This is a genomic window from Oscillibacter sp., from assembly GCF_031978065.1.
Taxonomy (GTDB): Bacteria; Bacillota; Clostridia; order Oscillospirales; family Oscillospiraceae; genus Oscillibacter.
In genome coordinates this window covers 13,093-39,462 of sequence record NZ_DALZCH010000018.1, presented here as the reverse complement: position 1 = coordinate 39,462, position 26,370 = coordinate 13,093, and the positions used below count along the sequence as shown (strand labels likewise).

25 protein-coding genes, 1 tRNA gene and 1 pseudogene are annotated in these 26,370 nt (G+C 52.7%); 14 read left to right on the top strand and 13 right to left on the bottom strand.

Going from position 1 to position 26,370, the window contains the following annotated elements:
* Window positions 1-146 precede the first annotated feature (146 nt).
* Entirely contained in the window at window positions 147-332 is a 186-nt protein-coding gene (locus RTK01_RS04530; RefSeq protein WP_312279832.1) for a hypothetical protein, read from the bottom strand.
* A 142-nt stretch (window positions 333-474) separates the two neighbouring features.
* Between RTK01_RS04530 and RTK01_RS04525 the strand changes: the two genes are divergently transcribed.
* The 5 genes from RTK01_RS04525 to RTK01_RS04505 all read left to right on the top strand — a co-directional run bounded on the left by RTK01_RS04525 (window position 475) and on the right by RTK01_RS04505 (window position 2,156).
* On the top strand, window positions 475-804 hold the full coding sequence (locus RTK01_RS04525; RefSeq protein WP_312279831.1) for a helix-turn-helix transcriptional regulator: 330 nt from the start codon (window positions 475-477) through the stop codon (window positions 802-804).
* A 227-nt stretch (window positions 805-1,031) separates the two neighbouring features.
* On the top strand, window positions 1,032-1,373 hold the full coding sequence (locus RTK01_RS04520; RefSeq protein ID WP_312279830.1) for a hypothetical protein: 342 nt from the start codon (window positions 1,032-1,034) through the stop codon (window positions 1,371-1,373).
* A gap of 22 nt (window positions 1,374-1,395) precedes the next feature.
* On the top strand, window positions 1,396-1,686 hold the full coding sequence (locus tag RTK01_RS04515) for a hypothetical protein (RefSeq protein ID WP_312279829.1): 291 nt from the start codon (window positions 1,396-1,398) through the stop codon (window positions 1,684-1,686).
* Window positions 1,687-1,786: 100 nt separating this feature from the next.
* Entirely contained in the window at window positions 1,787-1,939 is a 153-nt protein-coding gene (locus RTK01_RS04510; protein WP_312279828.1) for a hypothetical protein, read from the top strand.
* Window positions 1,940-1,943: 4 nt separating this feature from the next.
* On the top strand, window positions 1,944-2,156 hold the full coding sequence (locus RTK01_RS04505) for an S-layer homology domain-containing protein (RefSeq protein ID WP_312279827.1): 213 nt from the start codon (window positions 1,944-1,946) through the stop codon (window positions 2,154-2,156).
* Here RTK01_RS04505 and RTK01_RS04500 read toward each other — a convergent pair.
* On the bottom strand, window positions 2,151-2,468 hold the full coding sequence (locus RTK01_RS04500) for a helix-turn-helix domain-containing protein (protein ID WP_312279826.1): 318 nt from the start codon (window positions 2,466-2,468) through the stop codon (window positions 2,151-2,153). The two genes, RTK01_RS04505 and RTK01_RS04500, sit on opposite strands and share 6 nt — an antisense overlap.
* Before the next feature lie 49 nt (window positions 2,469-2,517).
* Here RTK01_RS04500 and RTK01_RS04495 point away from each other — a divergent pair, with 49 nt between their 5' ends.
* Both RTK01_RS04495 and RTK01_RS04490 read left to right on the top strand, forming a co-directional pair.
* A complete protein-coding gene (locus RTK01_RS04495; protein ID WP_312279825.1) occupies window positions 2,518-2,787 on the top strand; it encodes a hypothetical protein in 270 nt (89 codons plus the stop codon).
* Between the two features lie 56 nt (window positions 2,788-2,843).
* A pseudogene (locus RTK01_RS04490) lies at window positions 2,844-3,799 on the top strand (IS481 family transposase).
* Window positions 3,800-5,236: 1,437 nt separating this feature from the next.
* Here RTK01_RS04490 and RTK01_RS04485 read toward each other — a convergent pair.
* From RTK01_RS04485 to RTK01_RS04460, 6 genes are all read right to left on the bottom strand, one after another.
* Window positions 5,237-6,445: a PLP-dependent aminotransferase family protein gene (locus RTK01_RS04485; RefSeq protein ID WP_312279824.1), complete on the bottom strand. Its 1,209-nt coding sequence runs from the start codon at window positions 6,443-6,445 to the stop codon at window positions 5,237-5,239.
* Window positions 6,446-6,541: 96 nt separating this feature from the next.
* A complete protein-coding gene (locus RTK01_RS04480; protein ID WP_312279823.1) occupies window positions 6,542-7,837 on the bottom strand; it encodes a dicarboxylate/amino acid:cation symporter in 1,296 nt (431 codons plus the stop codon).
* Window positions 7,838-7,957: 120 nt separating this feature from the next.
* Window positions 7,958-9,067 carry a 4-hydroxythreonine-4-phosphate dehydrogenase PdxA gene (gene pdxA / locus RTK01_RS04475; RefSeq protein WP_312279822.1) on the bottom strand — a complete coding sequence of 370 codons (1,110 nt, stop codon included), beginning with the start codon at window positions 9,065-9,067 and terminating at the stop codon, window positions 7,958-7,960.
* A gap of 13 nt (window positions 9,068-9,080) precedes the next feature.
* Window positions 9,081-9,986, bottom strand: coding sequence for a 4-hydroxy-tetrahydrodipicolinate synthase (gene dapA / locus RTK01_RS04470; RefSeq protein ID WP_312279821.1), 906 nt, complete (start codon window positions 9,984-9,986; stop codon window positions 9,081-9,083).
* 11 nt (window positions 9,987-9,997) lie between these two features.
* Entirely contained in the window at window positions 9,998-11,152 is a 1,155-nt protein-coding gene (locus RTK01_RS04465; RefSeq protein WP_312279820.1) for an iron-containing alcohol dehydrogenase, read from the bottom strand.
* The gene (locus RTK01_RS04460; RefSeq protein WP_312279819.1) at window positions 11,146-12,420 is read right to left on the bottom strand and encodes a four-carbon acid sugar kinase family protein; all 1,275 of its coding nucleotides are present in this window, start codon (window positions 12,418-12,420) and stop codon (window positions 11,146-11,148) included. The genes RTK01_RS04465 and RTK01_RS04460 overlap by 7 nt, the downstream gene beginning before the upstream one ends.
* Before the next feature lie 241 nt (window positions 12,421-12,661).
* Between RTK01_RS04460 and RTK01_RS04455 the strand changes: the two genes are divergently transcribed.
* Window positions 12,662-14,446, top strand: a complete 1,785-nt coding sequence (locus RTK01_RS04455) for a PrpR N-terminal domain-containing protein (RefSeq protein WP_312279818.1) — start codon at window positions 12,662-12,664, stop codon at window positions 14,444-14,446.
* A 596-nt stretch (window positions 14,447-15,042) separates the two neighbouring features.
* On the opposite strand, the gene RTK01_RS04450 is transcribed toward RTK01_RS04455, so the two are convergent.
* Window positions 15,043-15,127, bottom strand: a tRNA-Leu gene (locus RTK01_RS04450).
* 199 nt (window positions 15,128-15,326) lie between these two features.
* Here RTK01_RS04450 and RTK01_RS04445 point away from each other — a divergent pair.
* The 4 genes from RTK01_RS04445 (at window position 15,327) to RTK01_RS04430 (ending at window position 21,824) form a co-directional block, all read left to right on the top strand.
* Window positions 15,327-16,157 (top strand): pyridoxamine kinase, encoded by an 831-nt coding sequence (locus RTK01_RS04445; RefSeq protein WP_312279817.1) that lies wholly within the window; start codon window positions 15,327-15,329, stop codon window positions 16,155-16,157.
* Complete coding sequence (locus RTK01_RS04440; protein WP_312279816.1) at window positions 16,154-17,356, top strand: MFS transporter; 1,203 nt, start codon at window positions 16,154-16,156, stop codon at window positions 17,354-17,356. The genes RTK01_RS04445 and RTK01_RS04440 overlap by 4 nt, the downstream gene beginning before the upstream one ends.
* 73 nt (window positions 17,357-17,429) lie before the next feature.
* A complete protein-coding gene (locus RTK01_RS04435; RefSeq protein ID WP_312279815.1) occupies window positions 17,430-19,502 on the top strand; it encodes a serine hydrolase domain-containing protein in 2,073 nt (690 codons plus the stop codon).
* A 249-nt stretch (window positions 19,503-19,751) separates the two neighbouring features.
* Window positions 19,752-21,824 (top strand): elongation factor G, encoded by a 2,073-nt coding sequence (locus tag RTK01_RS04430; RefSeq protein WP_312279814.1) that lies wholly within the window; start codon window positions 19,752-19,754, stop codon window positions 21,822-21,824.
* A gap of 122 nt (window positions 21,825-21,946) precedes the next feature.
* Here RTK01_RS04430 and RTK01_RS04425 read toward each other — a convergent pair whose 3' ends face one another.
* From RTK01_RS04425 to RTK01_RS04410, 4 genes are all read right to left on the bottom strand, one after another.
* Entirely contained in the window at window positions 21,947-22,516 is a 570-nt protein-coding gene (locus tag RTK01_RS04425) for an NADH peroxidase (RefSeq protein WP_293008849.1), read from the bottom strand.
* A gap of 134 nt (window positions 22,517-22,650) precedes the next feature.
* Window positions 22,651-23,235 carry a flavodoxin family protein gene (locus tag RTK01_RS04420; RefSeq protein ID WP_312279813.1) on the bottom strand — a complete coding sequence of 195 codons (585 nt, stop codon included), beginning with the start codon at window positions 23,233-23,235 and terminating at the stop codon, window positions 22,651-22,653.
* Between the two features lie 92 nt (window positions 23,236-23,327).
* Entirely contained in the window at window positions 23,328-23,708 is a 381-nt protein-coding gene (locus tag RTK01_RS04415; protein WP_312279812.1) for a desulfoferrodoxin, read from the bottom strand.
* 366 nt (window positions 23,709-24,074) lie between these two features.
* The gene (locus RTK01_RS04410; RefSeq protein ID WP_312279811.1) at window positions 24,075-24,293 is read right to left on the bottom strand and encodes a hypothetical protein; all 219 of its coding nucleotides are present in this window, start codon (window positions 24,291-24,293) and stop codon (window positions 24,075-24,077) included.
* Between the two features lie 94 nt (window positions 24,294-24,387).
* On the opposite strand from RTK01_RS04410, the gene RTK01_RS04405 reads away from it, so the two are divergent.
* Window positions 24,388-24,576 (top strand): hypothetical protein, encoded by a 189-nt coding sequence (locus RTK01_RS04405; protein WP_312279810.1) that lies wholly within the window; start codon window positions 24,388-24,390, stop codon window positions 24,574-24,576.
* A 177-nt stretch (window positions 24,577-24,753) separates the two neighbouring features.
* A complete protein-coding gene (locus tag RTK01_RS04400; RefSeq protein ID WP_312279809.1) occupies window positions 24,754-26,217 on the top strand; it encodes a sulfite exporter TauE/SafE family protein in 1,464 nt (487 codons plus the stop codon).
* Window positions 26,218-26,370 lie beyond the last annotated feature (153 nt).

Sequence of the window (26,370 nt, the reverse complement as noted above, 5' to 3'; positions counted from 1 at the left end):
GTACCATTAGGAAAAATCACCGTGGGCTTTTCTTTTCAACTGTTCAACTTCATTTTGCAATCAACCAAAAATAAAATGCAAAGTGCCGCCCGTTTTTTACGGGCGGCACTTTGTCTGAGGTCACAAAATATAAGTGGGTGAAAATCTTACCCTATTTTACAAGAAATTAGGTTTATGCTTTCTTTCGGTGCTTTGGAACTGAGCAACACAATATCAGGCTTTGGAGAATCTATGTACATTTGCTCAGTTTTTTTCTGTGCTGTTTGCAAAACTCTGATTGCATCCGTTTGGGCATTGAAAAGTTGATAATACATGGCTTGATAATCCGGCATAAAGACGCCCCCCTCTGTCTCGTGCAGAAAACTATAGCAATTTAATTGTATCGCTATAAAAACGACATGTCAAGCAAATTATAGTTATTATTCAGACATTCTTCGAAATACATCTTGTAGAATACTATAAGGAGGTGCTATAATGGAAGAAAATCAATTTATTGAGGGCTTTGCAATGCGTCTTACGGCCTTGCGGGAAAAAAAAGAAGTATCTGCTCGTGAAATGAGCTTGGCATTGGGACAAACACACAGCTTTATACATGGCATCGAATCAAAGCGGAACTTTCCATCTATGCTTAATTTTTACTATATCTGTGAGTATCTCGGAGTCACCCCGAAAGAGTTTTTTGATTTTGAAAATGAAAACCCGGAACAGACAGGTGACTTATACAAGGAGCTTAAAAAACTGGATGCGAAATCACAGGAGTATTTTTTAGGCTTGATTCGGGATGTCAACAACCGTCCAAAATAAATGCCCTTTCAGCCAGCACAGGACTGAAAAGTATCGGAAGAGAGACCATATGCAGCAGCTGAATATTACACTCACTCTGTACGGCTCCGCCGCATGCCTGATCCTGCTTGCATACTTATGGATGAACGGTAATAAAGCGGAGAAATCAAACCGCTTTTTCATTGTTATGTGCCTGTTAAATATCGGCATGATGCTGGGGGACATCCCCACACAGGCATTTGAGGGCTTTGCCCAGCTCTGGTATCCGGCTGCTCTTAAAAATAGAAATGGGCAGCACCAACGGCCTTGTGCTTGCCAAGCAGCTAAAGCCGGATTTACATATCATTTTTGTAACAAGCTACGCGCAGTACGCGGTGGACGCTTTCAAGCTCCACGCCACTGGCTACCTGATGAAGCCCGCGCTGACGGAGGACATTACACAGGAGCTGACCTTTCTCTACGGCGAGGGTATCCCGTCCGCAAAGCAGGTCCGGGTGCAGACCTTTGGGTGCTTTGAAATATCCGTGGACGGTAAGCCCCTCCAGTTTAAGCGGAGCAAAGCAAAGGAGCTGCTGGTCTGCCTGATTTGACCGCCGAGGAGCCAGCCTGACTATGACGGAAGCCTGCGCGATTCTGTGGGAGGATCAGTCAGGGGGAGAATCACAGAAAAGCTACCTTCGGACAACCATCACGGAAATGAAAGCTACGCTGAGTGAAGTGGGTATCAAAGATATTTTAGTCAAGAAATATAACAACCTTGCTATTGAGTTCTCCAAGCTCGACTGTGACAGCTACCGTTTTTTAGACGGCGATCCGCAGGCGGTCAATAGTTACCGCCACAATTACATGCCAGCATATAGCTGGGCGGAGTTTTCGGCTCCCTTATTTGAAAAATATTCTTAAAATTTTTATAAAAAGGCCCGGTTTTTGAAAAAACCGGGCCTTTTTGTTGTACTTTTGTTGCACTCTGTTTTTTATAATGGAGTGGAAGGAGGGTAATGTCATGAAAATTCCGGCAGTTTATTCATACCGTGACGATGCGGACACACTAATCGACACGTTGAAAAAGTTATATCCGGGCGCGGAAATCATTCCTGATAACGACGGTTTGAGTGCCGTAAAATATGCGTTCAATCATCCGGTGGACGCAGTATAATTCTATGCCTAATATTGAGTGGGCATACAAGAAAGGGATCATTCAGGGCATTGGCGGCAACCAGTTTGCTCCTGACCGCGCCATCATCCGTGAGGAAATTGCGGTAATCCTGCAAAATCACGCCAAAGCAACCGGCTACACCCTGCCCGTAACCCGCAATGCGGTTACTTTTACGGACACTTCCAATATCGGCAGCGCCTATCAAAAGCGGTTATGAATGGACGACGTTAAAGATTGTGCCGATGCTCACCCCGTACTCATCGGCCAACTTCCGCATACTGGTGCCCCTTCTGTATCGTGCGCGGATAGTCTGCTTATCTTTGGGTGTGAGACTTCCAGGACGGCCGTTCTTGTTGCGTATTTCCTCTGTGAGAATGATGAATCCCTTCAGCTTTATGGCGGCGGCCAAATCAACCTTTTTGACCTCCCGGCAACGCCCACAAATGGCCGTAGCTTGCTTGTATGTTTTGCCGTTTAGCTTTTGGCAGAGCTGGCACCCTCTGATGCCGGCCGTGGCGGTTTTCTTCATCAGTGCCCCTCCGTTCAATAACAATGTTTTTGAACAGTATACGGCATAAATGGCCGAAGGTAAAGGCCTTTTGAGAAAAGCAGCGCCGATACTCACCCCCGTATTGAGCACTATGGCGTTGGCCAGCTCGGCTATTTTGTCACAATGCTGGTCGGCGTTAAAAGCGCGAGTGTTTTCTCGCGGAGTTAAAGGAACTGATAAAAACACAAAAAATGTGGGCGTTGAGGAAGCCAATCCTCGACACCCACATTTTTGCGTTACAGGGAAAAATCAAAACACTGGAGCAGGAGATCGACGCTATTTTGATGAAGAGTACTAGCTGTATAGTCCCAAGGCATAATGTACAGAACCAAGCGTGGAGAAGAAGACAGTATTATTGGACAAGTATTACACGGGAGCGCCCGAACGGCAGAGGCAACCCGCCGAGCAATACAAAATCGTCAAGAGAGCTTGAGGGTATTAGCAGCTCGTTATGTCATCAATCCCAAAACAGTCGCTAAATGGCGAAAGCGTGAAAGTGTGGGCGATACTCCTATGGGTCCCAAAGAACCAACGTCTACAGTGCTGACAAAAGAGGAAGAAGCACTCATCGTGGCCTTTCGCAAGCATACGTTGTTGCCGCTGGATGATTGCCTGTAAGCGCTTCAAGAATCTTAACTAGATCTTCGTTACATCGCTGCCTTAAAAGACATGCCATCAGTCGCTTACCCGATATAACGCAGAAAAGTATGCCTAAGAAGAAGTTTAAGGATTATCCTATTGGTTTTTTCCATATTGCTATCACAGAACTTAGGACAGAACAGGGAAAACTCTATCTTTTTGTTGCGATAGTCCGAACATCTAAGTTTGTCACGGCAAAACTTTATGAAAGAGCGACGATGAAATCAGCCAAGGAATTCTTGGAGGCGTTGATTGAAGCTGTTCCATATGGCATTTATACCATTCTAACGGATAATGGCATCCAATTTGCCGATCTTCCAAAAAACCGCAATGGTGCAACTGCCTGGTTGCGGCGGCATCCCTTTGATCAAGTTTGTCGGCTGAACGGGATTGAACACCGGCTTACTAAGCCTAATTATCCGTGGATAAACGGACAGGTCGAGCGCATGAATCGTACCATTAAAGAGGCAACGGTCAACCGTTATTATTATCAGTCTCGAGATGCGCTGCAAACGCATCTAAATGTTTTCATTGCCGCTTACAATTTTGCTAAACGGTTAAAGGCAATTCACGGCTTAACTTTCTATGAGTTTATTGTTAAATCATGGTCAGAGAAACCTGGTGTTTTTAAGGTTGATTCGACCCATCTCAATATGGGACTGTACATCTAACTCCTTTGTACTAAAACAAATTAAGGCTACGCCGCCCATTATTAATGTGATTCTATATGTTATTTCAAAAAATTCAACTGAGTCTTTAATAATGTAAAAGTGACCAACAATCCGTTTGAAGCATTGTTGGTCACCAATGTGAGCTATGTCAATTCTGGATACCTGCCTGTTTTCAGAAGTGGATTTGAACTATCACTCCCTTAAACAATATAATTAGAAAATAAAATAATTATTGTACTTCCAGTTAAGCTCATTTGATGAACACGCTTAGTTATCCTTTTAAAATACTCGATTCCCATGATAATCAATCCGACAATCAACATGATAAATGTAACAATTAATAGCAGCTAATGGCAGCATCATTTAAGTGTACTATACTGCGCACTGTATAGAACGTGTTTTTTAGTGCTCTTTAATACTTATTGAGACTTTCCCTTGTCAAAAAAATTTATGGCTTCGTGCGCATCTGCGATGTCTGGATGGACATATCTTTGCGTCGTAGTGAACTTCGTGTGGCGCAGAACCGGCACACGAAGTTCACAAAACTGCGGAATTTGTCCAATGGAGGGTTTTAGCAGTATCAAGAAGCAATATTTTACACGGAGCCTCAAGGTAAGTAGAGGGGGAGTAAAAAAGAATTACGGGTAGGCCAACTGTTGGGCAAGGAAATATTGCCATCAACTTAGACTTTTCTAACCTTAATCTTTTATTGTCATTTCTAGCTTAATAACATGTTTTACATAGGATGATGGATTTTCTCCGTCCAAATGGCGGCATGCCCTGTGGATGTTGGAGGGAGAAAGCACACAGCGGATGCTTGGTTTCATTTCCAATACGCTTCCCTGCCCCTGAAGGGTCTGCTTATCTGTCTGTGGGCTGTAGGGCACAATTTCGGTGATGTTCTCCAGTCGGTCCCAAAGAATGACTTTCCGACCTTCCATCAGTACTGAACATTGATATATGCGCGGTGAGCCTCGTAAGTACCCTCACTTAGAGACTTTGTCTGCCCCTCCTGACGCATCAGGTATCCGCCCGGCAAAGCACGCTTCCCAAAGATTAAACTTTTTTCGGCAAATGAGGGCACCCGCCAAACAGCGAAGACAATCAGTGTATTTGGCAACATATTCCATGCGATCGACAATCATAAGCAATACTCTTTTTGTTTTAGAGGCAACAGGGGCTCCGCAGGCTGTCGTGACCTGGGAGCCCTTGTCTAGTATATTAGTATATTAGTATATTAGTCTGCAGTTTTCTGCTGTTTTCCCCACGGAGTCAATCGGCAGAATGGGCGGCGGGTAGACAAACAGAATTTGGACAATGAAGGCGGTAATGGCAAAACTGAATGCCTTCCGTCCTATTTTCCACGCTTCCTGGTTTGTGATTCCTGCAGTGGGAATGACAGGCAGACGTGAAGCAGCCACCAGCAGAGCCGGAATCTTATTGCTCCTGAATGTATTGGCGGATCATGTCGCCCAGAATCGGAACACACTCTGCAATTGATTTCTCACTGGCAGTGGAGAAGTTGAGTCGCATAGCATTCTTGCCGCTGCCATCAGGGCAGAAAAACACCCCTGGAACGTATGCAATATTTTTTTGGAACACATAGTCGAACATTGCCAGCGTATCCACGGAGGGGTCCAGCTCCAGCCACAAAAACAGACCGCCTCCGGGGACGACGATATGAGTGCCCTCGGGGAAGCTGTTTTTCACGGCGTCAATCATTACATTCCGACGTCTGCGGTAGACGTCTATCACTGTTTGCAGGTGGCCGTCGAAATCACAGTCCTTGAGATACCGATAAACCTGACGCTGAGCTATATTGTTGACTTGCAGATCATCCCGCATCTTCAAATATACCAGTTTGGTAATGCTTTCGTGATCGGCGATCAGCCATCCGATTCTCAAGCCCGGCGCGATGGTCTTGGAAGTGGAGCCGGAGTAGATTACACGGCCATACTTATCGAAGCTTTTGATGGCCGGCATTACGGTTCCGTCAAAGGAAATCAGGCTGTAAGGTCCGTCCTCCACCACGAAGGTGTCGTATTTTTCTGCCAATTCCACAAGCTGCTTTCTCCGCTCAATCGACATGCTGCGACCGGTTGGATTTTGAAAATCCGCAATTGTATAGATAAATGCGACACCCTTTGTGTGCTTTTTCAGTGCCGTCTCTAGCTCGTCCATTTTAAGGCCGTCATCGTCCATGCCGACGCCTACAATTTTGGCGCCATAGGCACGAAATGTGTCCAGCGCGCCGGGATAGGACGGGTTTTCAACGATAACGACAGAGCCGTTGGTAATCAGTCCCTTTGCCAAATATGCCAGACCCTGCTGAGCACCGCTGGTAATAAGGATGTTTTTATAGTCGATATCCGTGACCTGATAGCGCTGCATAAATTTCACCAGATATTGCCGCAGCGGATCATAGCCGTCGGAAGCGGCGTACTGAATCGCCTCACCACCCTCTTCCTCAAAAATCCAATCGTTGATTTTCCTGATATCTTCAATTGGAAAAAATTCTTTGCTGGGCAGGCCACCGGCGAAAGATGTTACCTGCACGCCTTCTTTTGCCTTGTCACGGATTTTGGCTGTAATGCTTCGGATGGATGACGGCGTCAGCGCATCCAGAAATTTGCTGCTGATGACCACAATAATCTCTCCTTCGTTTTTCGAGGTTGTCGGCCGACACAGCCGCTGCTTGTTCTGCGGTGGCTGTGCCAGCTGTAATCCTTACACTAAACGGGATCAGACACCGACGGACTCGTCCGCGGCCTTGCGCCCATAAAACACATCTTCGTCAAATTCACCCTCAGACTTTGCCACAATCACCGTGTCGATGGCGTCACCCAGAACGTTTAAAACGGTCTTGAACATATCAGGGAACTTGTCGATGGCCACAATGATGCCAATTGCCTCAAGCGGGAACCCCACGGACTGCAGCACCACGGTCAGCGTGACCATGACCACACCGGGCATACCGGGGGAACCAATGGTGCCCAGTGTTGCGGCAATCACGATGGTCACCATCATAGGCCATGTCAGAGGGATGTTATACAGTTGTGCCACGAATACGGCTGTCATACCCTGCATAATGGCGCTTCCATCCATATTCAGCGTGGCGCCCAGAGGAATGGTAAACGCGGCCACCTTTTCAGATACGCCGATGCTACGGCAGAACTGGATGGAATAAGGAATGGTTGCATTGGAGGAGGATGTGGAGAAAGGAACCAGAGCAATCTTGCTGTATTTTTTTATAAAATGTAGAAAGCTCAACCCGGTAAAAAGCTTGAGCATCACACCATACACGATAATGCCAAATACGAACAGCAAGAAGATCTCGGAGACGCAATATTTGGCGAGAGTAACAATAATGCTGAAGCCCAGATTGGCTACAGTTTTGCTCATGAGCGCAAACACCCCGTAGGGGGTCAACTGCATGACAATGTTGACAATTTTCAACATCGTGTTAGCCAGAGACTCGTTAAACTGCTTGACGGGCACGGCTTTTTCACCGATCAAGCTTAGGGCAATGCCAAAGAATACGGCAAATACTACAACGTGGATCATTTCTCCATCGGCAAAGGAGCTAACAACATTTGTCGGGATAAAGTCCAGAATAACGTTGGAAAAGGATGTGCTGACGTTCTCATACGTATTGGATAGATCAAAGGAACCCAGGTCCACACCTACGCCTGGTTTAAGGAAAATTCCGCCCAGAATACCGATGGCAGAAGCAAGAACAGTGGTGGCGACATAAATGCACAATATTTTCCCGCCGATGCGACCTACCTGTTTCACATCCGTGGCGCTGGAAATGCCCATGACTAAGGAGGAAAAAACAAAAGGAATAATCGTCATCTTAATCAGATTGAGATATCCGTTGCCTACGATGTTCAATATATTTCCAATAATAATATCGTCTCTCACGGTGCCAGCGGGAACAAAACACAGAATCGCGCCGAAGATCAGGCCGGCAATTAGGCCGATGATGGAGTTTTTGCCTAGAGTAGCTGCTTTTTTACTCTCCAGATTTTTTTCCATGGAACACTCCTTCTTTCTCGTTTCATATAGTATCTCTTGCGCGGATATCTCCGATAATCCACTGCCGTGTGGAGGACCTCTCTTTCTCTCAAGTATGATTGCTGGATGAAGATCGCTGTTTCAGGTTTGGGGGATCGGTGTATCCGGACAATGCCACTGACCAGACCGGACCATGCGGATGCCGTAGTCCATGGCATTAATCAGGCTCAGTTCGTTGGCGCCGCCGTTGCCGGCGTGGCCAAAGCCGGTTCCGTGATCCACGCTGGCACGGATGATGGGCAGCCCCAGCGTCACGTTCACGCCAGCGACCGCGTCCCAGTGTCCCTCGGCCTTATTATAGACAAAGCCCTTGACCTTCAGGGGAATGTGGCCCTGATCGTGATACATGACCACCACGATATCGTACCAGCCCCCAAGCGCTTTGGAGAATATGGTATCGGGCGGGGTGGGCTTCTTTTCGAGAATATTGATCCCCTCGGCCAACGCCGCGTCAATGGCCGGTTGGATTTCCTCAATCTCCTCGGTGCCAAACATTCCATTTTCCCCACAGTGGGGATTCAGCCCCGCTACGCCAATTTTTGGGTGCGCAATTCCGATGGCGCGGCACCCCGCGTCCGCAATGCGGATGACGTCCAGCACCCGCTCCTTTTTTACAAGATCGCAGGCCTGACGCAACGAGACATGGGTGGATACATGCACCACACGCAGATCCTCGTGGGCCAGCATCATGGTGTATTTGGACGTATGGGTGAAGGCGGCGTAAATCTCGGTGTGACCGCTGTAGTGGTGACCGGCCATGTTGATGGCCTCTTTACTGATGGCATTGGTGACAGTGGCGTCCACCTCGCCGTCCATAGCCAGCTCAATAACGGCCTTCACATACCGGAAGGAAGCCTCGCCGCCCAGCTTTGTGGCACCCAATCCGAAAGGCGCGGGAGCATCTGGACTGCCGGGGATATCAGCGGGAGTGATCAGTCCCAGATCGTACACATCGATGGTACCGGGCTGAAATTTTGCCTGAGATACGGCATGAATGGTATGAATGACAACTTCAATGCCGGAGACGGCCCTTGCTGTCCGGGCAGCGTACTCCATGCAGCTTGCGTCACCCACGATTAGGGGACGGCAGCGCTCATAGATTGCCGAATCGGCGAGGGCCTTGACGGAGATCTCCGGACCGTTGCCAAAGGGGTCTCCCATGGAGATACCTAGAATCGGAAGCTGATTCATGTTCTTTCCCTCCTCAGTGCATGCCCGTAGCGGCATTCTCCTGCAGCACCTTCTTTAATGCCTCTGTGCCTTCTTCCTGCATCTGATTGAACGGTGCGCGGCATTCACCCACGTCGTAGCCCAGCAATGCCACCGCTTTTTTGACCACGGTGTTGGGGTTTCCGTATTTGAAGCAGCCGCGGAACGAACGGATGCTGTCCTGATACTCTCGGGCCTTTTTGATATCGCCCGCTACAAAACAATCGTAGATAGAGGCCATGGTGCGGGGATAGACATTGGCACATCCGGCAATTCCGCCGGTGCCACCGGCCAGAAGAGTCCACAGGATCAGGCTGTCGTTTCCGGACAGGACGCTGAATGTTCCGAGGTCCCGGGTTTGTTCGATGTACTGCAGAATGTTGTCAAAGTTACCGCTGGAATCCTTGGCTCCCACAATATTTTGAAAGTTTCTGGCCAGCCTTCCCACTGTGGCGGGCTGCAGCGCGTTTCCGGTACGGGCGGGAATATTGTAAAGTACGATCGGCATATCCACCACTTCCGCCACCGCTGCATAATGTGCATAGAGTTCATTCTGGCTGGCTGCGGCAAAGCTGGGCGTGATGATACTCAGAACATCCGCGCCGACGTTCTGCGCCATTTTACTCTGTTCGATGGTCTCTCTGGTGGAGATGCATCCGGTGCCAGCGTAGACGGGAACCCGTCCGCCAACCTGCGTTACGACATTTTCCAGAATCATCTGTTTTTCCGCCGCGCTGAGGATATAGCCCTCACCGTTGGTACCAAAGCAAAACAGCGCATGGGCGCCGTTTTCCAACTGCCGTTCAGCCTGCTGACGAAGTGCGGTCACGTTAATTCGCTCATACTCATCCATTGGCGTGATGAGCGGCGTGACGATGCCTTTAATTTCCACAAATTTCATCTCAGTCTCCTTTAAAAAACTTCCTGATAAAGCCGACGTGCGTCGTCAGCGGTAACCAAGCGGGGATTATTCACCAGCAGACGCTGCACCTCCATGCCGGAGCGGACCAGGTCTTCCAAGTCCTCCTTGGGCACGCCGAACTCCTGAAGGCTGGTGGGAATGTTCAGGTGCTCTACAATCCCTTCCAAACGGGCGATAACCGCCGCACCTTTTTCCTCCTGCGTCTGCGCATTCCCCCCGAAACAGCGGTCGTACACCGCGGAGAGTCGGTCCCGGCAGGCGGGCTCGTTAAACCGCATCACGGGAGCCAGCATAATTGCGTTGGATACGCCGTGGGCGATATGGTATTTGCCGCCCAAGGGATAGCTCAGGGCGTGGACGGCGGTGGTGCCCGCGGCGGTGATGGCAATTCCGGCATAGAAGCTGGCAATCTGCATTTGCCTCTTGGCGTCTATGGCCTCGGGATCGTCGCAAGCCCGCTCGATGTTGCCCAGAATCATCTCCAGCGCACCCATGGCGTAAAGGTCGCTGAAAGGGTTGGCCTTGTTGCCGGTGAAGCACTCAATGGCGTGGGCCAGAGCGTCCACCCCTGTGGCTGCCGCGATTTTCCGAGGAAGCTTGCGAATCATCTCCGCGTCAAGAATCACATAATCTGCGATCATTTCGGCGTTGACGATACCGATTTTCAGCTGTTTTTCCGGAACGGCCACAATGGCGTTAGGGGTTGCCTCGGAGCCGGTTCCGGCAGTGGTGGGGATCATGAGTGTCTTTATGCACTTGTGCGCCCGGCCGGGTGTCTCCAGCAGTTCCTGTACGCCGTATTCATCGGTCATCAGGATGCCGGCAAGCTTGGCAGTGTCCATGACACTACCGCCGCCCACGGCCATAATGAAGTCTGCACCGCTGGTCTTACACTGGTCTACCAGCTTCTGGGCCTCCAGATAGGACGGCTCCGCCGGCAGATCATCCAGCAGTATGGTCTCCACGTCGGCTTTGCGGACCTGAGACATAGGCAGCTCCAAAAGGCCCGCGTCCTCTATCCCCTTGTCGGTAAACACCGCCAGACGGCGGACGGCATTTTCAGCCAGAATCGCCGGAATGTTTTCCAGTGCGTCCTCGCCGCTGAAGACGGCATGAGGCAGTTTCAAATTGTATTTTGTCAGCATAAGTGTTCCTTTCCCTGCTCAGTGATGCCTGTGAGGGCAGCCAGACTGCACAGCAGATCCGGTGCACCAAACCCACCAGATTTTGAAATGATATGAATGGATTTGCCTTGATAGGCAAAGGCAGATAACACGACACCAGGGGACAGCTCGCACACCGGCATCAGCTCCGTGACGCCCATCTCTCGCATCAGCGCCAGCAGCGTATCGCCGCCGGTGCACATCAGCGTGGCATTCAGGCCTCCGTCCACCATTCGCCGTGTCAGGGTTGCCAGTGCTGCCGAAATGCGCAGCCGTACCTGCTCTTTTGTCAGGCCATGGAGCCGTATAAATGCGTCGGTTTCCATGCCACCGTCCGAGTCGTTGGAATCTAGAATGCAGCAGCGGTTGCGGGCGGCGGTGTCCAGCCAGCTCCGCACTGTCTGTTCGCAGCGGGTGCTTTCCAGCCATAGGGGGTCCAGTTTTTCCAGAGGGCCCAGACAGAATCTTGAAAATCCGTTCAGCTCCGCTGTTTTCATTTGCTGTTGTGTCACGGGATTGATGCTGCCGCACACCACAAACAGCGCGGGGGTCAGCGGAGGGATTGCAGTCGGCTTGCCCCGCAGCTCCAGCAGCTCGTCCAGCACGGCGGCAAACCCGGCGCAGCCGGCAGATAAACGCAGGTTCTCCAGTGTCAGATCCCGGGCAATTTTCCACAGATCCTCGTCGGAATCCGCGTCGTAAAGCTGGATGCCCGGTTGACTCCACGTCCCGGTAGAGTCGGTTTTTAGATGCAGCACTACCGGGAGGGCCGTTTGAGCGGCGACGATTTTTGGAATGTCCGAAGAATGCACCGGCTCGAAGGGGTCTCGTCCAAAGACGCTTTGGGCTATAGGAATGCCATCCACATAATGAATACCGCCTCGGGTAATTCGCCCCATAACAGGGAAGGCCGGAACAAAGGCCATCCGATCCAGCTCCGCCGCGTCCATGGCAGCAGCCAACTCACTGCCGATGTTTCCCCGCAGGGCGGAGTCCGTCTTTTTATATATGTAAGGGATACCGGCGTTTCTGGCCTCCCGTACGGCTCGATACACCACAGCGTAGGCTTGGTCAGGGAGCAGATGCCGTGTTTCGGCGTTGAGCACCAGCACCTCCGTTCCATCGGGCATCTGAGAGAAATCGTACATTGGGGCTGTCTCCACCAGCGTTTTGGTACCGTATTCGGCGAACTGAACCCCGGTGTCCAGCGCGCCGGTAAAATCATCTGCAATTATAAACAACTTTATCATGTAGTCACCCAATCAAAGTTCATTTTTGAAACAATCTAAAAGCTTTCAATGTTTTATCTACGCAGTTTTGCAAGCTAACATTATATAATTTAACTTTTACGCTATTTTACAAGAGCTTTGCAGCATATGCAATCTTTTTTTTTAATAATATTGTTTATTTTTGAATCGTTACGAAAAATGATTGCATTATTTTTGTTGATTTGTTACAATATGTTCAAATACAAAACACATGGAGGCGCTTATGAAAAAGCAGTTGCGCGTACTGGGCATCGCGCCCTACGAGGGGATGAAAACTCTGATGTCCTCGCTGACGGGGGACTATCCGCAGATCGACCTGACGCTGTTTGTAGGCGATCTGGAGCAGGGGGTGGAAATTGCCCGAAGCAGCTTTCACGGTAATTACGACGTGGTAATTTCTCGCGGCGGCACGGCCAAGCTGTTGCGTCAGCTTTCCCTGCCGGTAATTGAGATCGAGGTCTCCATGTACGACATCCTGTGCGCCGTTAAGCTGGCGGATGGGGTAAGTAGCCGGACGGCCATAGTCTCTTTTGCCAACATCACGGAAAACGCCCGTCTGCTGTGCGATCTGCTGGGCTACGACATAGACATTTATACGATTGAATCCGCCGACATGGTAGAGCCCACTCTTTGTCGGCTGCAAAACGACAGCTATCAGGCTATTTTATGTGACATGATTGCCAACACCACGGCCAAGCGACTGGGACTGAATTCGTTCCTGATTACCTCCGGGCTGGATAGTATCCGCCAGGCCTTTGAGCGAGCACTAGACTTTGCCCGGAATCAGGAGCGCCTACGGGATGAAAATCAGTTCTTTCGTCAGGTCATTCAGGGGCAGATTGGACAAACCGTGGTGTTTGACGACGGTGGCGGATTATTTTTCTCCACTCTGGAAGAACCAGCGGCGGATGTTCTAGAGCTGCTGCGCCGGGAGATCCCGCTGATTCAAGGGGAGACTCAGCAGCGCATTACCCGCAATCTGAATGGAATGCTCTATTCTATCCGGGCCCAGCGCATTACGGCAGGAAGCCTGTCCTGCACAGCGTTTTTCTTCGCCGCTCGCAAGTCACCCATTTCCTCAGGACAGATGGGGATTCGCTTCTTGACCAGTACGGAGGCGGAGAATGCGTTTTACAACAGCATTTTCAGCTTTGCAGGTACCGTGGGCGACCAGCAGAGCGAAATTACTCGGGTGAATCAAAGCACCGCGCCGATCATGGTGGCTGGGGAAGACGGCACCGGCAAGGAACCTTTAGTCAGCGTGATCTACCTGCGCAGTTCTTTTAAAAACAATCCTCTGGTATCCGTCAACTGCAGTCTGCTCAATGAAAAAAGCTGGGTGTTTTTGTTGGAGCACCACAATTCCCCTCTGGCGGATGAGGTAACCGCCCTGTTCTTTTCCAGCGTGGTTGTGCTGGCGGTGCAGCGTCGGCGCCAGCTGCTGGCGGCTTTGTCGGAAATGGAGGTGTGCCGACGCAATCGTGTAATTTTCTCCTGTGTGTGCCAGCCGGGGGAGTTCATTACACCAGCTGGAGCGGAAATTATGGACAAGCTGTGCTGCCTGTCGCTGTATCTGTCGCCGCTGCGCAGCCAGTCCGACCGAATTCCTCCGATGGTGAATCTGACTCTAAGCCATCTGAACGTAGAGCTGGCACACCAGATTGTAGGTGCGGAGCCGGAGGCCATGGATATGCTCAAAAGTTTTTCCTGGCCATACAATTACACCCAATTCCGCCGTGTCATCGGGGAGTTGGCGGTCACTGCCGAGGGGCAGATTATCACCACCGAGAGTGTCCGGAGCCTTCTGAAAAATGAACGGCATGTAGGCGCATTTTCAGCGGGCGCAGAGAACGCGGCCACTCCGCTGGATCTGAACCGCACGCTGGATGAGATCAGCCGGGACGTGGCACTGCGCGTATTGGAAGAAACAGGCGGAAACCAGACATCCGCCGCCAAGAGACTCGGCATCAGCCGAACAACGCTTTGGCGTCTGACGCGGAATGTATAGTTTGTATGCTTATGTGGATAAAGCTTATTGAAGTTTAAAAAGTGACTACCCCATAGTGCTTCTGTATCCGATAAACAAAAATATAAAATGGGCCTGATAAACAGGCCCATAACTTGCATAATTCTTAGTCAGTTTGTATTCAGACTTCAGAAAGGAACTGAAGGGAAGCCTCCACATTTATCAAAAAGGTAGGGGGGTGCGGACGAAAAGTTATTATGCCAGATTAAAAGAACTGTATCGGCAAAGTAAACCCCACCATTTTACAAGACGACATGTTTTTAGCCGCTTTTTGTACAGATGGAAGTTTCTACCGCGCACTTGATTCGGCCTCTGTGCGTAACCGGAACCAGTTAATAAATTATATGATATGCTGGCTTCTCTATACTTTACAGTGTTTTATATAATGCCCATCTCTGAAAAGCTTTGCACTGCAACGCATTCGCGATTATTCAGTGGACATTACATAACGTGTACTTTAGGTTAAGGTTTTTTATTTGGCAGAGTTTTTTTAGGAGCTTTTTAATAACAGTGATTATAAATACCTGTCAAACAAAAAATGCTTGAAAACCACTCGTTTGTGGTTTTCAAGCATTTTTTGGTGCGGGCATGGGGACTCGAACCCCAACACATTGCTGCACGAGAACCTAAATCTCGCATGTCTACCAATTCCATCATGCCCGCGTATATGAGCGGCGAACCGCTTTTTAAATACCGCCGCCTGCGGCAGAGAACAGCGGGCGCAAGCACCGCTTGAAACCGACCTGCTGTTCAGTGGATATTCTACCACGATTCCGCCTCTTGAACAATAGGCAAATTTGCCGTATACTAAACAGGAAAGACTTCCGCTCTCACCCATTTGAGAGAAGAAAAGAGGTACGCCATGTCTACGCCCCGTATCGCCGCCATCCACGACCTGTCTGGCTTTGGACGGTGCTCCCTTACCGTGGCACTGCCCATCTTGTCCGCCATGGGGGCCCAATGCTGCCCGCTGCCCACCGCCTTTCTCTCCACCCACACCGGCGGCTTTCAAGGCTTTACCTTCCTGGACATGACCGACGAGATGACCCTCGCCGCCGCCCACTGGAAGTCTCTGGATCTGCGGTTTGACGCAATTTACAGCGGTTTTTTGGGCAGCGCCCGCCAAATCGGCGTGGTGGAGGAGTTTTTTTACGACTTCCGCCAGCCCGATACCCTGACGGTGGTGGACCCCGTGATGGGGGACCACGGCATGGTCTATAAGACCTACACCCCCGAAATGTGCGACGGAATGGCCCGACTGGCCCTCCTTGCCGACGTGATTACCCCCAACCTCACCGAGGCGGCGCTGCTGCTGAAGCTGCCCTTTGGTGAACTTCCTTCCCCCCGGGAGACGGTGGAACGTCTGAGTCTGAACGGAAAGCGCTCCGTGGTGCTCACCGGCGTGTCCATGTCGCCGGGAATGACGGGAGCCATGTGCTTTGACGCAAAAACCGGGCGGGCCGAGCCGGTCCAGACCGACTTTGTGGCCCACGAATTTCACGGCACCGGGGATGTGTTTGCCTCTGTTCTCACCGGAGCGCTGGTGCGGGGGAAATCGCTGACTGCCGCGGCCATGCTGGCGGCCAAGTTTGTCCGGGCCTGCGCGGAGCGAACCGCCGCCGCCGAGCTTCCCATGCGAGAGGGCGTGGAATTTGAGCCGCTTTTGGGATACCTCACGGAGGAAGTGCAATGAGCGCAGTGCGCCTTCCTTCCTCTCTGCGGGTCAACGCGGCGTATTTTATGCTCCAGATCTGGTTCTGGGGCATGATGGCCGCTTTTACCGGATATCAGACGGCCATCGTCCTTGGACGGGGCTTTTCCAGCGGACAGGCCGGGGTGTTCATCGCGCTGGGCTGCCTTGCGGGCATCTTTTCCCAGCCGCTTCTGGGCGCTTGGGCCGATCGGCATCCAAACGTGCCATTGAAGCACCTGTTTGGCGCATGCATGCTGCTGGCACTGGCGGTCCACGGTGTATTCTATTTTACCCGCCCCGGCTTTTTTTGCACCGCTCTGATTTTTCTGGCACTGGGGGCATTGGAGACAAATTCCTATCCCCTGATTGACTCCATGTCCATGCAGTTTTTAAACGCGGGCGTGAATGTGCGGTACAGTTTGGGTCGGGGACTGGGGGCCTTTTCCTACGCCGGGATATCCATTCTGGTGGGACGGCAGGCCCAGCGCTTCGGCGTGGAGTCCGCTCTGACCACCCACGCAGCGCTGGTGCTGCTGATTTTGTTGGCTCTGGCCGTCTTTCCCGCCTTTCCCAGATCCACCGGACCGGAGGGGCCCAGAACAAAGCCTCACTCCCCGCTGTACATTTTAAAGCACAACCCGGCGTTTACCGCCATGCTGGGGGCCGGCTTTTTCGGCCTGATGGCCGTCATGCCCATCGTGAATTTTCTTGTGAATCTGGTGGAGAACCGGGGCGGCAACAGCGGCGATCTCGGCCTTGCACTGTTCCTTATGGCTGCGTCGGAGCTTCCGGGGGCCATTTTGTTTCAGTGGCTGTGGAAACGCGTGGGTATTGAAAAGGTAATGCTTGCCTCAGTCATTTTTATGGCGGCAAAACCGCTGCTCTTTTTCCTGTGCGGCGATTTGCGGCTGCTTCTGCTTTTGCAGCCGATTCAAATGCTGGGATACGGGCTGTTTAATCCCGGCAATGTCTACTTTGCAAACGAAAACGTGCTGCCGGAGGACCGGGTGCAGGGGCAGTCCTTGAAAATGGTGGCAACCAACGGCCTGAGCGGCGTGGTGGGCAACCTGATTGCCGGTGGCATGATCGACGGGGCCGGGGTGAACGCCATGCTGCTGTTTTGCTTTTTCAGCGGCGGGGTCGGAATTTGTCTGGCGGTGCTCTCCCTGTGGCTGCGGAAGCGGCAAAAGCTTGCCTGATTTTCCCGCGCTTTGAAGCGCAATACGGCAGCAATACAATACGAGCGCCCGTCGGGGCGGAAAGGAACGAAACATGAATTGTACGTTTAGAAAACGGCTGGGGGCGTCGGCACTGGCGCTGACCTTGGCAATGAGTCTGGTTTTGCCCGCCGCAGCAGCGTCCTCCACACTGTCCGCAGAGCGGCAGGCTGCGGATTCGGCAGCCGTCGAAGCCGCCCAGAAATACGGGCTGGCAGACAGTATTTCCTATGCGCTGTGGGACGAAGGTAAGCTTTCCTACACCGCTGTTCTGGGCGGAGACAAAACGCCCACTAATTCCCTACCTACCTTTGCTTCCACGAGTCGGGATCTTTACGGCATCGGCTCCATCAGCAAAATTTACACCACCGTGGCGGTGATGAAGCTGGTAGAAGCCGGGAAAATCAATTTGGATTCCCCTGTGACAGCCTACTTAAAGAACTTTAAAATGGCGGATTCCCGCTATACAAAAATTACGGTGCGGATGCTGCTGAACCACTCCTCGGGCCTTGCGGGAACCTCCTTGGGCAACGCGTTTCTGTTTAACGATGACGACCAGCAGGCAACAACCGACCTTTTGCAGCGTCTTTCCACCCAAAAGCTGAAGGCCGACCCCGGCGCCTTTTCCGCCTACTGCAACGACGGGTTTACCCTTGCGGAGCTGATTGTGGAGGCCGTTTCCGGCAAGGACTTTATGGACTATGTGCGCGCTGAAATTTTGTCTCCTCTGGGGCTGAAAATGACCTTTGCCCCGCAGGATTCGTTCCCTAAGAGCATTTTGGCTCCCACCTATGCCTCTGCCGGCGATTCACGGGAGCTGCCCGCCGAATCCCTTGGCATCGTGGGCGCTGGAGGGCTGTACGCCACGGCCGGTAACTTGGCTTCTTTCGGCGGCGCACTTACGGGAACGTCTCTGCTCTCCGCCAAATCCACCACCGCCATGGCCGCGCCGGAATACGACCGGGGCATCTGGCCTGACGAGCCTTTGGGCCTCGTAAGCTTTGGCCTCGGCTGGGACGCGGTGGAGTTTGCTCCCTTTGCCCAAAACGGCATCCAGTGCCTTGTAAAAGGCGGGGACACCCTGCGCTATCACGCGGCGCTGCTGGTCCTGCCGGAGTACAATCTGGCAGCGGCAGTGGTTTCCGCCGGAGGCGTGTCGGTTTACAATGAGCTTGCCGCCGCCCAGCTTTTGATCAGCGCCTTGAAGGAAAAGGGCGTGGAAGTGGACGAGACGGCCCCCACGCTTCCCGCCGCGACTGCCGCCGCCATGCCCCAGTCGCTGGTGAAGGAGTCCGGGTACTACGGAACCACCAGCCAGCAGGTGCAGATCACCGTTTCCGCTGACGGAAAGCTGGTTCTCCGCCAGATGACCCTTGCGGGCGCTCCGGATCAAACCCTGACCTATTACAGCGACGGCTCCTTCCGCGATGAGAACAACCTTGTGGCGGTGAAGCTGGCGCGAGAGAGCAACGGCTATACCTATCTCTATCAGCAAAACTACACGCCCCTTCCCGGGCTGGGGATTCTGCCCACCAGCGACTATCTGCTGGTGAAGATGCCGGAAAATACCGTCTCCGCCGAAACCCGGACCGCATGGGATGCGCTGCTGACGATGAATGCGGTGCCCTTGGCGGAAAAGTATACCTCCCAGCTATATCTGGCCCTGTCGGATTCCGCTCAATCTGCCGCCGCACAGCGGGGCGCCAAAAGCGTTCCGGGCTACGTGGGTGGATATCGCATTGCCAGTCCCACGGAGCTGGTGTACGACCTGCCCATCGGCCGGGACGCCAACAACATGACGGTGGAGGGAAATCTCCTGTGGATCGGCAATGCGCCCTATCTAATGGATAGCGGCCTGAAAAATCTTTTCACCGGAACCGGCGCGGCCTATTCCACGATTCAATTCGACGGCTATGCTCGGTGGTATACGGTGGGGGAGAAGGACGCAGGAAAAACCATGACCGTCACCCTGCCCGAAAACGCGGGCTTCTATGTCTACGACGCTAAGGGCAGCGTGGTTGCTTCCTCCTTCCTGTGGGACGACGGCTCCGTGAAGCTGCCCGAGGGCGGATTGGTCGCATTCATGGGCGACGCAGGGGCAAGGTTCCATCTCTCCTTTGCCTCCTGACGGAAAAAACGATTGCCGCGGCCCTAATTTGGGGCCGCGGCTTTTGCTTTAAACGGGATGGAAATGTAAATTCTTTACTTTCTTTCTTGTGCAGGCCACCAAAAATAGGGGTCTTGACAAATCCGGCGTTGTGCTAACCGTCAAATCATTGTATAATGCTTTTAACGGCCATACTACGCATTTCATAGCGTATGGAGCGATTTTTCGGGTTTTCTGCCCAAGCAACAAATCGAAGGGAGTACAAAACATATGACTGCAAAGGACATTCGCAATATCTGCCTGCTGGGCCACGGCGGAAACGGCAAGACCTCTCTGGTAGAGTCCATGCTGTATCTCACCGGCGGCACGGATCGTCTCGGTAAGGTGACCGATGGAAATACGACCTGCGACTATGATCCCGAAGAGATTAAGCGGAAAATTACGATCTCTTTAAGCATCGCTCCCATCGAATTCAAGGACGTGAAGATCAATGTGATCGACACTCCGGGTTATTTTGATTTTTCCGGCGAGGTGCTGGAGGCTCTCCGCGTGGCGGATGCCGGCATCATCGTCTGTTCCGCCAAAGGCGGCATTTCCGTGGGCACCGAAAAGGCGTGGAAATATCTTCAGGAGCGGAATATGCCCCGGGCGATTTACATTTCCAAAACCGACGAGGAGGGCGGCGACTTTAATGGCGCTTGGGAATCCCTCCGTGAAAAATTTGGCCGGGCCGTGTGCCCCACCATGATGCCCATGTGGGACGAGAACAAGAAAATCGAAGCGCTGATCGACGTGGTTTACAAGAAGGCCTATGCCTTAAAGCCCGACGGACGCAGGGAGGAAATCCCCATTCCCGCCGACAAGGCGGAGGTGGTGGAGAACTTCTACCAGCAGCTTTGCGAGTCCGTGGCCGAAACCAGCGAGGAAAAGATGGAGAAATTCTTCAATGGCGACCCCTTCACGCAGGAGGAGTTGTTGGAGGGCCTCCACGCAGGCGTGCGGGATTTAATTCTCTGCCCGGTCATGTGCGGCAGCGCCTTTTCCGGCATGGGCACGCAGACCGTGCTGGACACGGTGGCAAAGCTGTTTCCCAACCCGGTGGAAATCCCCAACCGCAAGGGTACCGATGACGACGGCAATCAGGTGGAAATTGACCTGACGGAAACCGGCGACCCCTATGCCTTTGTTTTCAAGACTACCTCCGACCAGTATGGCCGGTACTCGTATTTCAAGGTGATTTCCGGCAAGGTCACGGCGGATATGACACTGACCAACGCCCGCACCGGCGAGGCCATGAAGCTGGGCCACCTGTACACCATGAAGGGCAAAAAGGCTGTGGAGGTCAAGGAGGTCTGCTGCGGCGACATTGCGGCGGCGGCCAAAATGGAGAAGGTGAAAACCGGGGATACCCTGTGCGCCGCCAAGCGGGTGGTGAATCTGACCGGCATTCCGTTCCCCATTCCCTGCTATGCGCAGGCCATCGCCCCCAAGACCCGGGGGCAGGACGACAAGGTGGCCGGCGGCCTTTTCAAGCTGGGCGAGGAGGATTTGACCTTCTCCCTCACCAACAACGCCGAGACGCACCAGTTGGTTCTCTCCGGCACCGGCGACATTCAGTTAGATGTGCTGCGGGCCAAGCTCCAGTCCCGCTTCGGCGTGGAAACCGTGCTTTCCCCCGCCCGTGTGGCATATCGTGAGAAAATTCGCAAGACCGTGAAGGTGCAGGGCCGCCATAAGAAGCAGTCCGGCGGACACGGCCAGTTTGGCGACGTGTGGATTGAGTTTGCGCCTCAGAGCGAGAGCGAGGAGATGGTGTTCGCCGAAAATGTGTTCGGCGGCTCCGTGCCGAGAAACTTCTTCCCGGCTGTTGAAAAGGGCCTGCGGGAAAGCTGCATCCACGGCCCGCTTGCGGGTTACCCCGTGGTATTTTTGAAGGCCACGCTGGTGGACGGCTCCTATCACCCGGTGGACTCCTCCGAAATGGCGTTTAAAACCGCTGCCAGTCTTGCATTCAAGGCCGGTCTGGAGCAGGCGAACCCCGTGCTTCTGGAGCCCATCGGCGAGCTGCACGTCTTTGTACCCGACAACTTCACCGGCGACGTGATGGGCGATCTCAACAAGCGCCGGGGCCGCGTCCTTGGCACCAACCCTATGGGGGACGGAGAGACGGAGGTTGTAGCCGAGGTCCCCATGGGCGAAATGGGCACCTATGCCATTGACCTGCGGTCCATGACCCAGAGCCGCGCCCGCTTCACGCTGGACTTCACCCGGTATGAGGACTGTCCTCCCGCCGCGCAGGAGAAGGCCATTGCCGAGGCAAAGGCCCTTGCCGCCGCGGAGTAATTCTTCCGCCGAATACAAAACCAACCGCCCCGGCCAATAGGCCGGGGCGGTTCTTTACAGGAAAAAGCAGGCCCCCGGCAATCTCCCGAGGGCCTGCTTACTCTTAAATATGGAAAGGGAGCTTACTTGCCGAAGTATCTGTTCAGCAGACCGGCAAAAGCCTTGCCATGACGGGCCTCGTCACGAGCCATCTCGTGGACGGTGTCGTGAATGGCGTCCAGATTATACTGCTTAGCAAGCTTCGCCAGTTCAAACTTGCCCATGGTGGCGCCGTTCTCGGCCTCCACGCGCATCTCCAGATTCTTCTTGGAGGAATCGGTGACGACCTCGCCCAGCAATTCCGCAAATCTGGCGGCGTGCTCAGCCTCTTCCAGACCGGCCTTGTGCCAATAGTCGCCGATTTCGGGATAGCCCTCACGATAGGCGGCCCGGCTCATCGCCAGATACATGCCCACCTCGGTGCACTCACCGGTGAAGTTGGCCCGCAGACCCTCCACAATCTCATTCTGAACCTCAACAGGCACATTGTCCCCAAAGGACTTGCCCACGCCGATCACATGCTCGGCAGCCCAAACCATTTCACCCTTCTGCTCGATAAACTTAGAAGCAGGAGCGCCGCACTGGGGGCACTTCTCGGGGGGATTCTCGCCTTCAAATACATATCCGCAGATAGAACAAACCCATTTCTTCATATGATATTTCCTCCTTATAACCCGGCGTGCCATGCGCCGGCTTTTGGCTGACAGTTGTTTCTTGCTGTCTATGATATGAGTATATACGAATACGCTCATGTGTTAAGTTGCATATGCAACTTTAAAGAAATTTACTATTTTTTCAATTCATCGCAGAGCCGGTCGGCAAATTCCACCGCGCGGTCGGCCTTTTCCCCGTCCATAAATGGCACATCATAGCCCAGATGCCGCTCCGCCAGCATTCCCAGATACTTTAGCCGGGAGTGCTTGCAATAGCGCCGCATACCGGCCTCCCATAGGTCGGCCCCTTTTTCCAGAGCATAGCCGCAGGTGGTCACCAGCGCCATGGACTTCCCCGCCCAGAGGGACGGACCCTTGGTCTCGCCGTAATACTTGTTCATGCCGTATACCAGCCGGTCCAGCACCGCCTTCATAGGCGGGGTGCAATACCACGCGTAAATGGGCGACGCCAAAACCAGCAAATCGCAGGAGAGGACAGCGTCAAAAATCTCCTGCATGTCGTCCCGCTGTACACAGCCAAAGATGGTCCAGTCCTTTTGACAGGCACGGCAGGCGGTGCAAGGCCTTAAATCCTTTTCCCGGAGTGAAATCGTTTGGCAGCAATGGCCCCGCTCCTCCAGCCTTTGTGCAAATGGGACCAGAAGAGCGTTGGTATTGCTCTTTTCCCTTGGACTTCCTTGCAAAATACAAACCTCCACGCCTATCCCTCCTCTTTCATGCGCATCCGGCAGAAAAACCGATGGCCGCTTGTGCAGCCATCGGTTTATGTTACTCATGAGACTGTAACCGCTTACAGCTCTTTTTTCCAGAGGCCGTGCAGATTGCAGTATTCATAAGCTGCCAGAGCCTTTTCGCCGTTCAGGCAGAACGTGGCCTCGGGCGCATCGCCGGGCTTAAACTCGTGACGCAGAGCGCCATGCTCGGTCATCAGATAAACCCACTGGATATAATGCTCCTCAAGCATGGGGTGTGCCACCGCGCCAACGGCGACCTTCACGGTATCCCCTTCCACAGTGACGACAGGGACGTGCTTCTCCTGGCTGGCGTCAACGGTGTTGGCCTTCAACTCCACCATGGGGTCGCCGCAGCAGACCAGTTGTCCGCCGCCCGTGTGAACCATCTCCACCAGATTGCCGCAATGCTTGCAAATGTAAAATTTCAGTTCGCTCATAATATGTGCTCCTTTCCATATTTCCCTTAATGTCCGCTTCGCGTTAAAAATCGCGGAGGGCGGGTCCTTTTCCCGAGCTTTTCAGCTCTGCTTCCTGTGGGCGAAAGGTAATCTGAGCCCAATGTGTCCCTGGCTTTGGGACGGCCCCCGAGCACTCGCGCCCATGCCTGTGTTTCCATTAGCATAGCATTGCGCAAATGGGAAGTCAATACGCTTTTTGCCTCAAGCGAACATTAATTACGTCCCCTCAGAACAGATAAATCAGGCCCTTTGCGGCCCTTCTTAATAAAATAATTCTAAAATTTTTTTATAGAGAAACGGTTCTTTTTCAGATGGCATCGCATAACTTTCGGACCTGTCTCCTCGTCACGCGTCAGGCCAAGATTCAGACATTGGGCCGCAGTCTTCCAAGGAACTATAGAGATCGTCAATTTCCGTTTGCGCATCAATTAGCAGATGCTCGGAATTGACTGCCAATTCTTTTGCCTGACGGGGCAGGTATGTCGCACCAGCAATTTTTGCGGCAATTTTGGATAGTTTAAGCTCCAAACGCCTGTATGTGATGTTTGTCTGACTTTCTTTCATGTTACCCTCCCGCCTTTATTTGCACCGCTTCTGGTTATATTGAAATATAACCAGAAGTAGTTATACTGTCAATACCAATAAAGGTGGTGTTACTGTGTTTGAGATTGACAGGCAATATGCGAACGCAAACGTACCCCGGACGATTCGTTTTACTGAAAAGCTTTTTGAGGACCTGAGCAGCACGGCGGAGGAGACCGGCATTTCCTTTAATATGCTGGTGCTACAATGCTGCCGGTATGCTTTGGACCATCGCAAGCAAAGCGATGAGGAACCTTCAAAATAAACAGCAGCAATTTTTTCTTGTGGCATTCACGAATGAAACCGCCCCCGCGCCAATTGGCGCGGGGGCGGTTTCGGCGTTTCAGGGACGAGCAGGGAAGCGTGCTTTCTGCATACGGAACCTTTTTTGATTGGCAGGGTTTTATTTTCCTTCTCCATAACATCTACAAATCTTTTCGCTATGCTTTGGCCCAAGGGTGAAAAGAGGGTGTTTATGAAAGCAGGGATAAAAGCCGAAAAATTGCATATTGACGGTATGTCTTGCGTGAACTGTCAAAACAAGGTTGAAAAAAAGCTGAGAGGTACTCCGGGCGTTCAAACAGCGGACGTGAGCTACGCCGCCGGAACGGCGAAAGTCACCTACGACGCGGACGTAATTTCCGTTGAGAAGCTTGCCGCAATCATTCAAAAGCTTGGGTATCAGGTGGTTGCGGGCCACCGGGATCAAAACGGAAACGCAGCGCGCTCCGCCGGGCTTCTGCTGGTGATTGCCTCGCTCTATCTGCTATTGGAGCACTTTGGCTTTCTGAATCTGCTTGTGCCCAGCCAACTGGCAGAAGCAAATATGGAATACGGAATGCTGTTTGTTATCGGACTGATTACCTCTGTCCACTGCGTGGCCATGTGCGGCGGCATCAACCTTTCCCAATGCATTCCCAAAAGCGATGCGCCGGAGAGTGAGGGGCGCTTTTCCTCGCTCAGGCCCGCCTTTTTATATAACCTCGGACGGGTAATTTCCTACACTGCCGTGGGCTTTGTGGTGGGGGCGCTTGGCTCCATCGTCACCTTTTCGCCTGCCGCGCAGGGCGTTTTGAAGCTGATTGCCGGCGGGTTCATGGTTTTGATGGGCTTCAATATGCTGGGTATTTTCCCGTCACTGAGAGCACTGACTCCGCGCATGCCAAAGCAAATCGCCCAGCGGATTGATTCAGAAAAAGCCAAGAGCGGAAGCCCGCTTGTGGTAGGCCTGCTCAACGGTCTGATGCCCTGCGGCCCCTTGCAGGCCATGCAGATTTATGCCCTTTCCACCGGAAATGCCTTTGCGGGCGCGCTGTCCATGCTTCTGTTCAGTCTGGGCACGGTACCGCTGATGTTCGGTCTTGGTGCGCTCAGTTCCGCTTTGGGCAGACGGTTCACCAAAAAGGTGATGACGGTGGGGGCCGTGCTGGTGGCAGTGTTGGGCCTGTCCATGCTTTCTCAGGGCTGGAGCCTGTCCGGCTTTTCCACGGGCCAAACCGCCGCCCTGCAAGGGGGGGCCGCCGTGTCCGGTCCCGTTCTGGAGAATGGGGTTCAGGTGGTCCGAAGTACCCTTTCGCCTGGGCAATACCCGCAAATCACCGTTTGGGCCGGAACGCCCGTCAAATGGATTATTGACGCACCCAAGGGCAGCATCAACGGCTGCAACAACCGAATTTTTATTCAGGAATACGGCGTGGAGCACTCTTTTAAAACCGGGGAAAACGTCATTACCTTTACGCCGGAGGAGACTGGTACCTTTGGGTATAGCTGCTGGATGGGGATGATTCGCAGCAGCATTACCGTGGCAGAGCCGGGGACGGAGATTGAACCGCCGTCCGCCGGTACTTCTCAGGGCTCCATCCTTGGCGCACCGGGGTATTTCTCCGGCCCGTCCTGCTGTGGCTGACCATTGCGGGGCTCACAGCAAAGCACGCCGGAGCACGGAAAAGGCAGACGCATCACCAAGGGCGGCAGGCTGCATTCCCGATCTTTTACCAGACCGCCACAAATCAAAACAACTGCTGCATTTCAGTTCCCACGGGCGGCATGCAGCATTTCA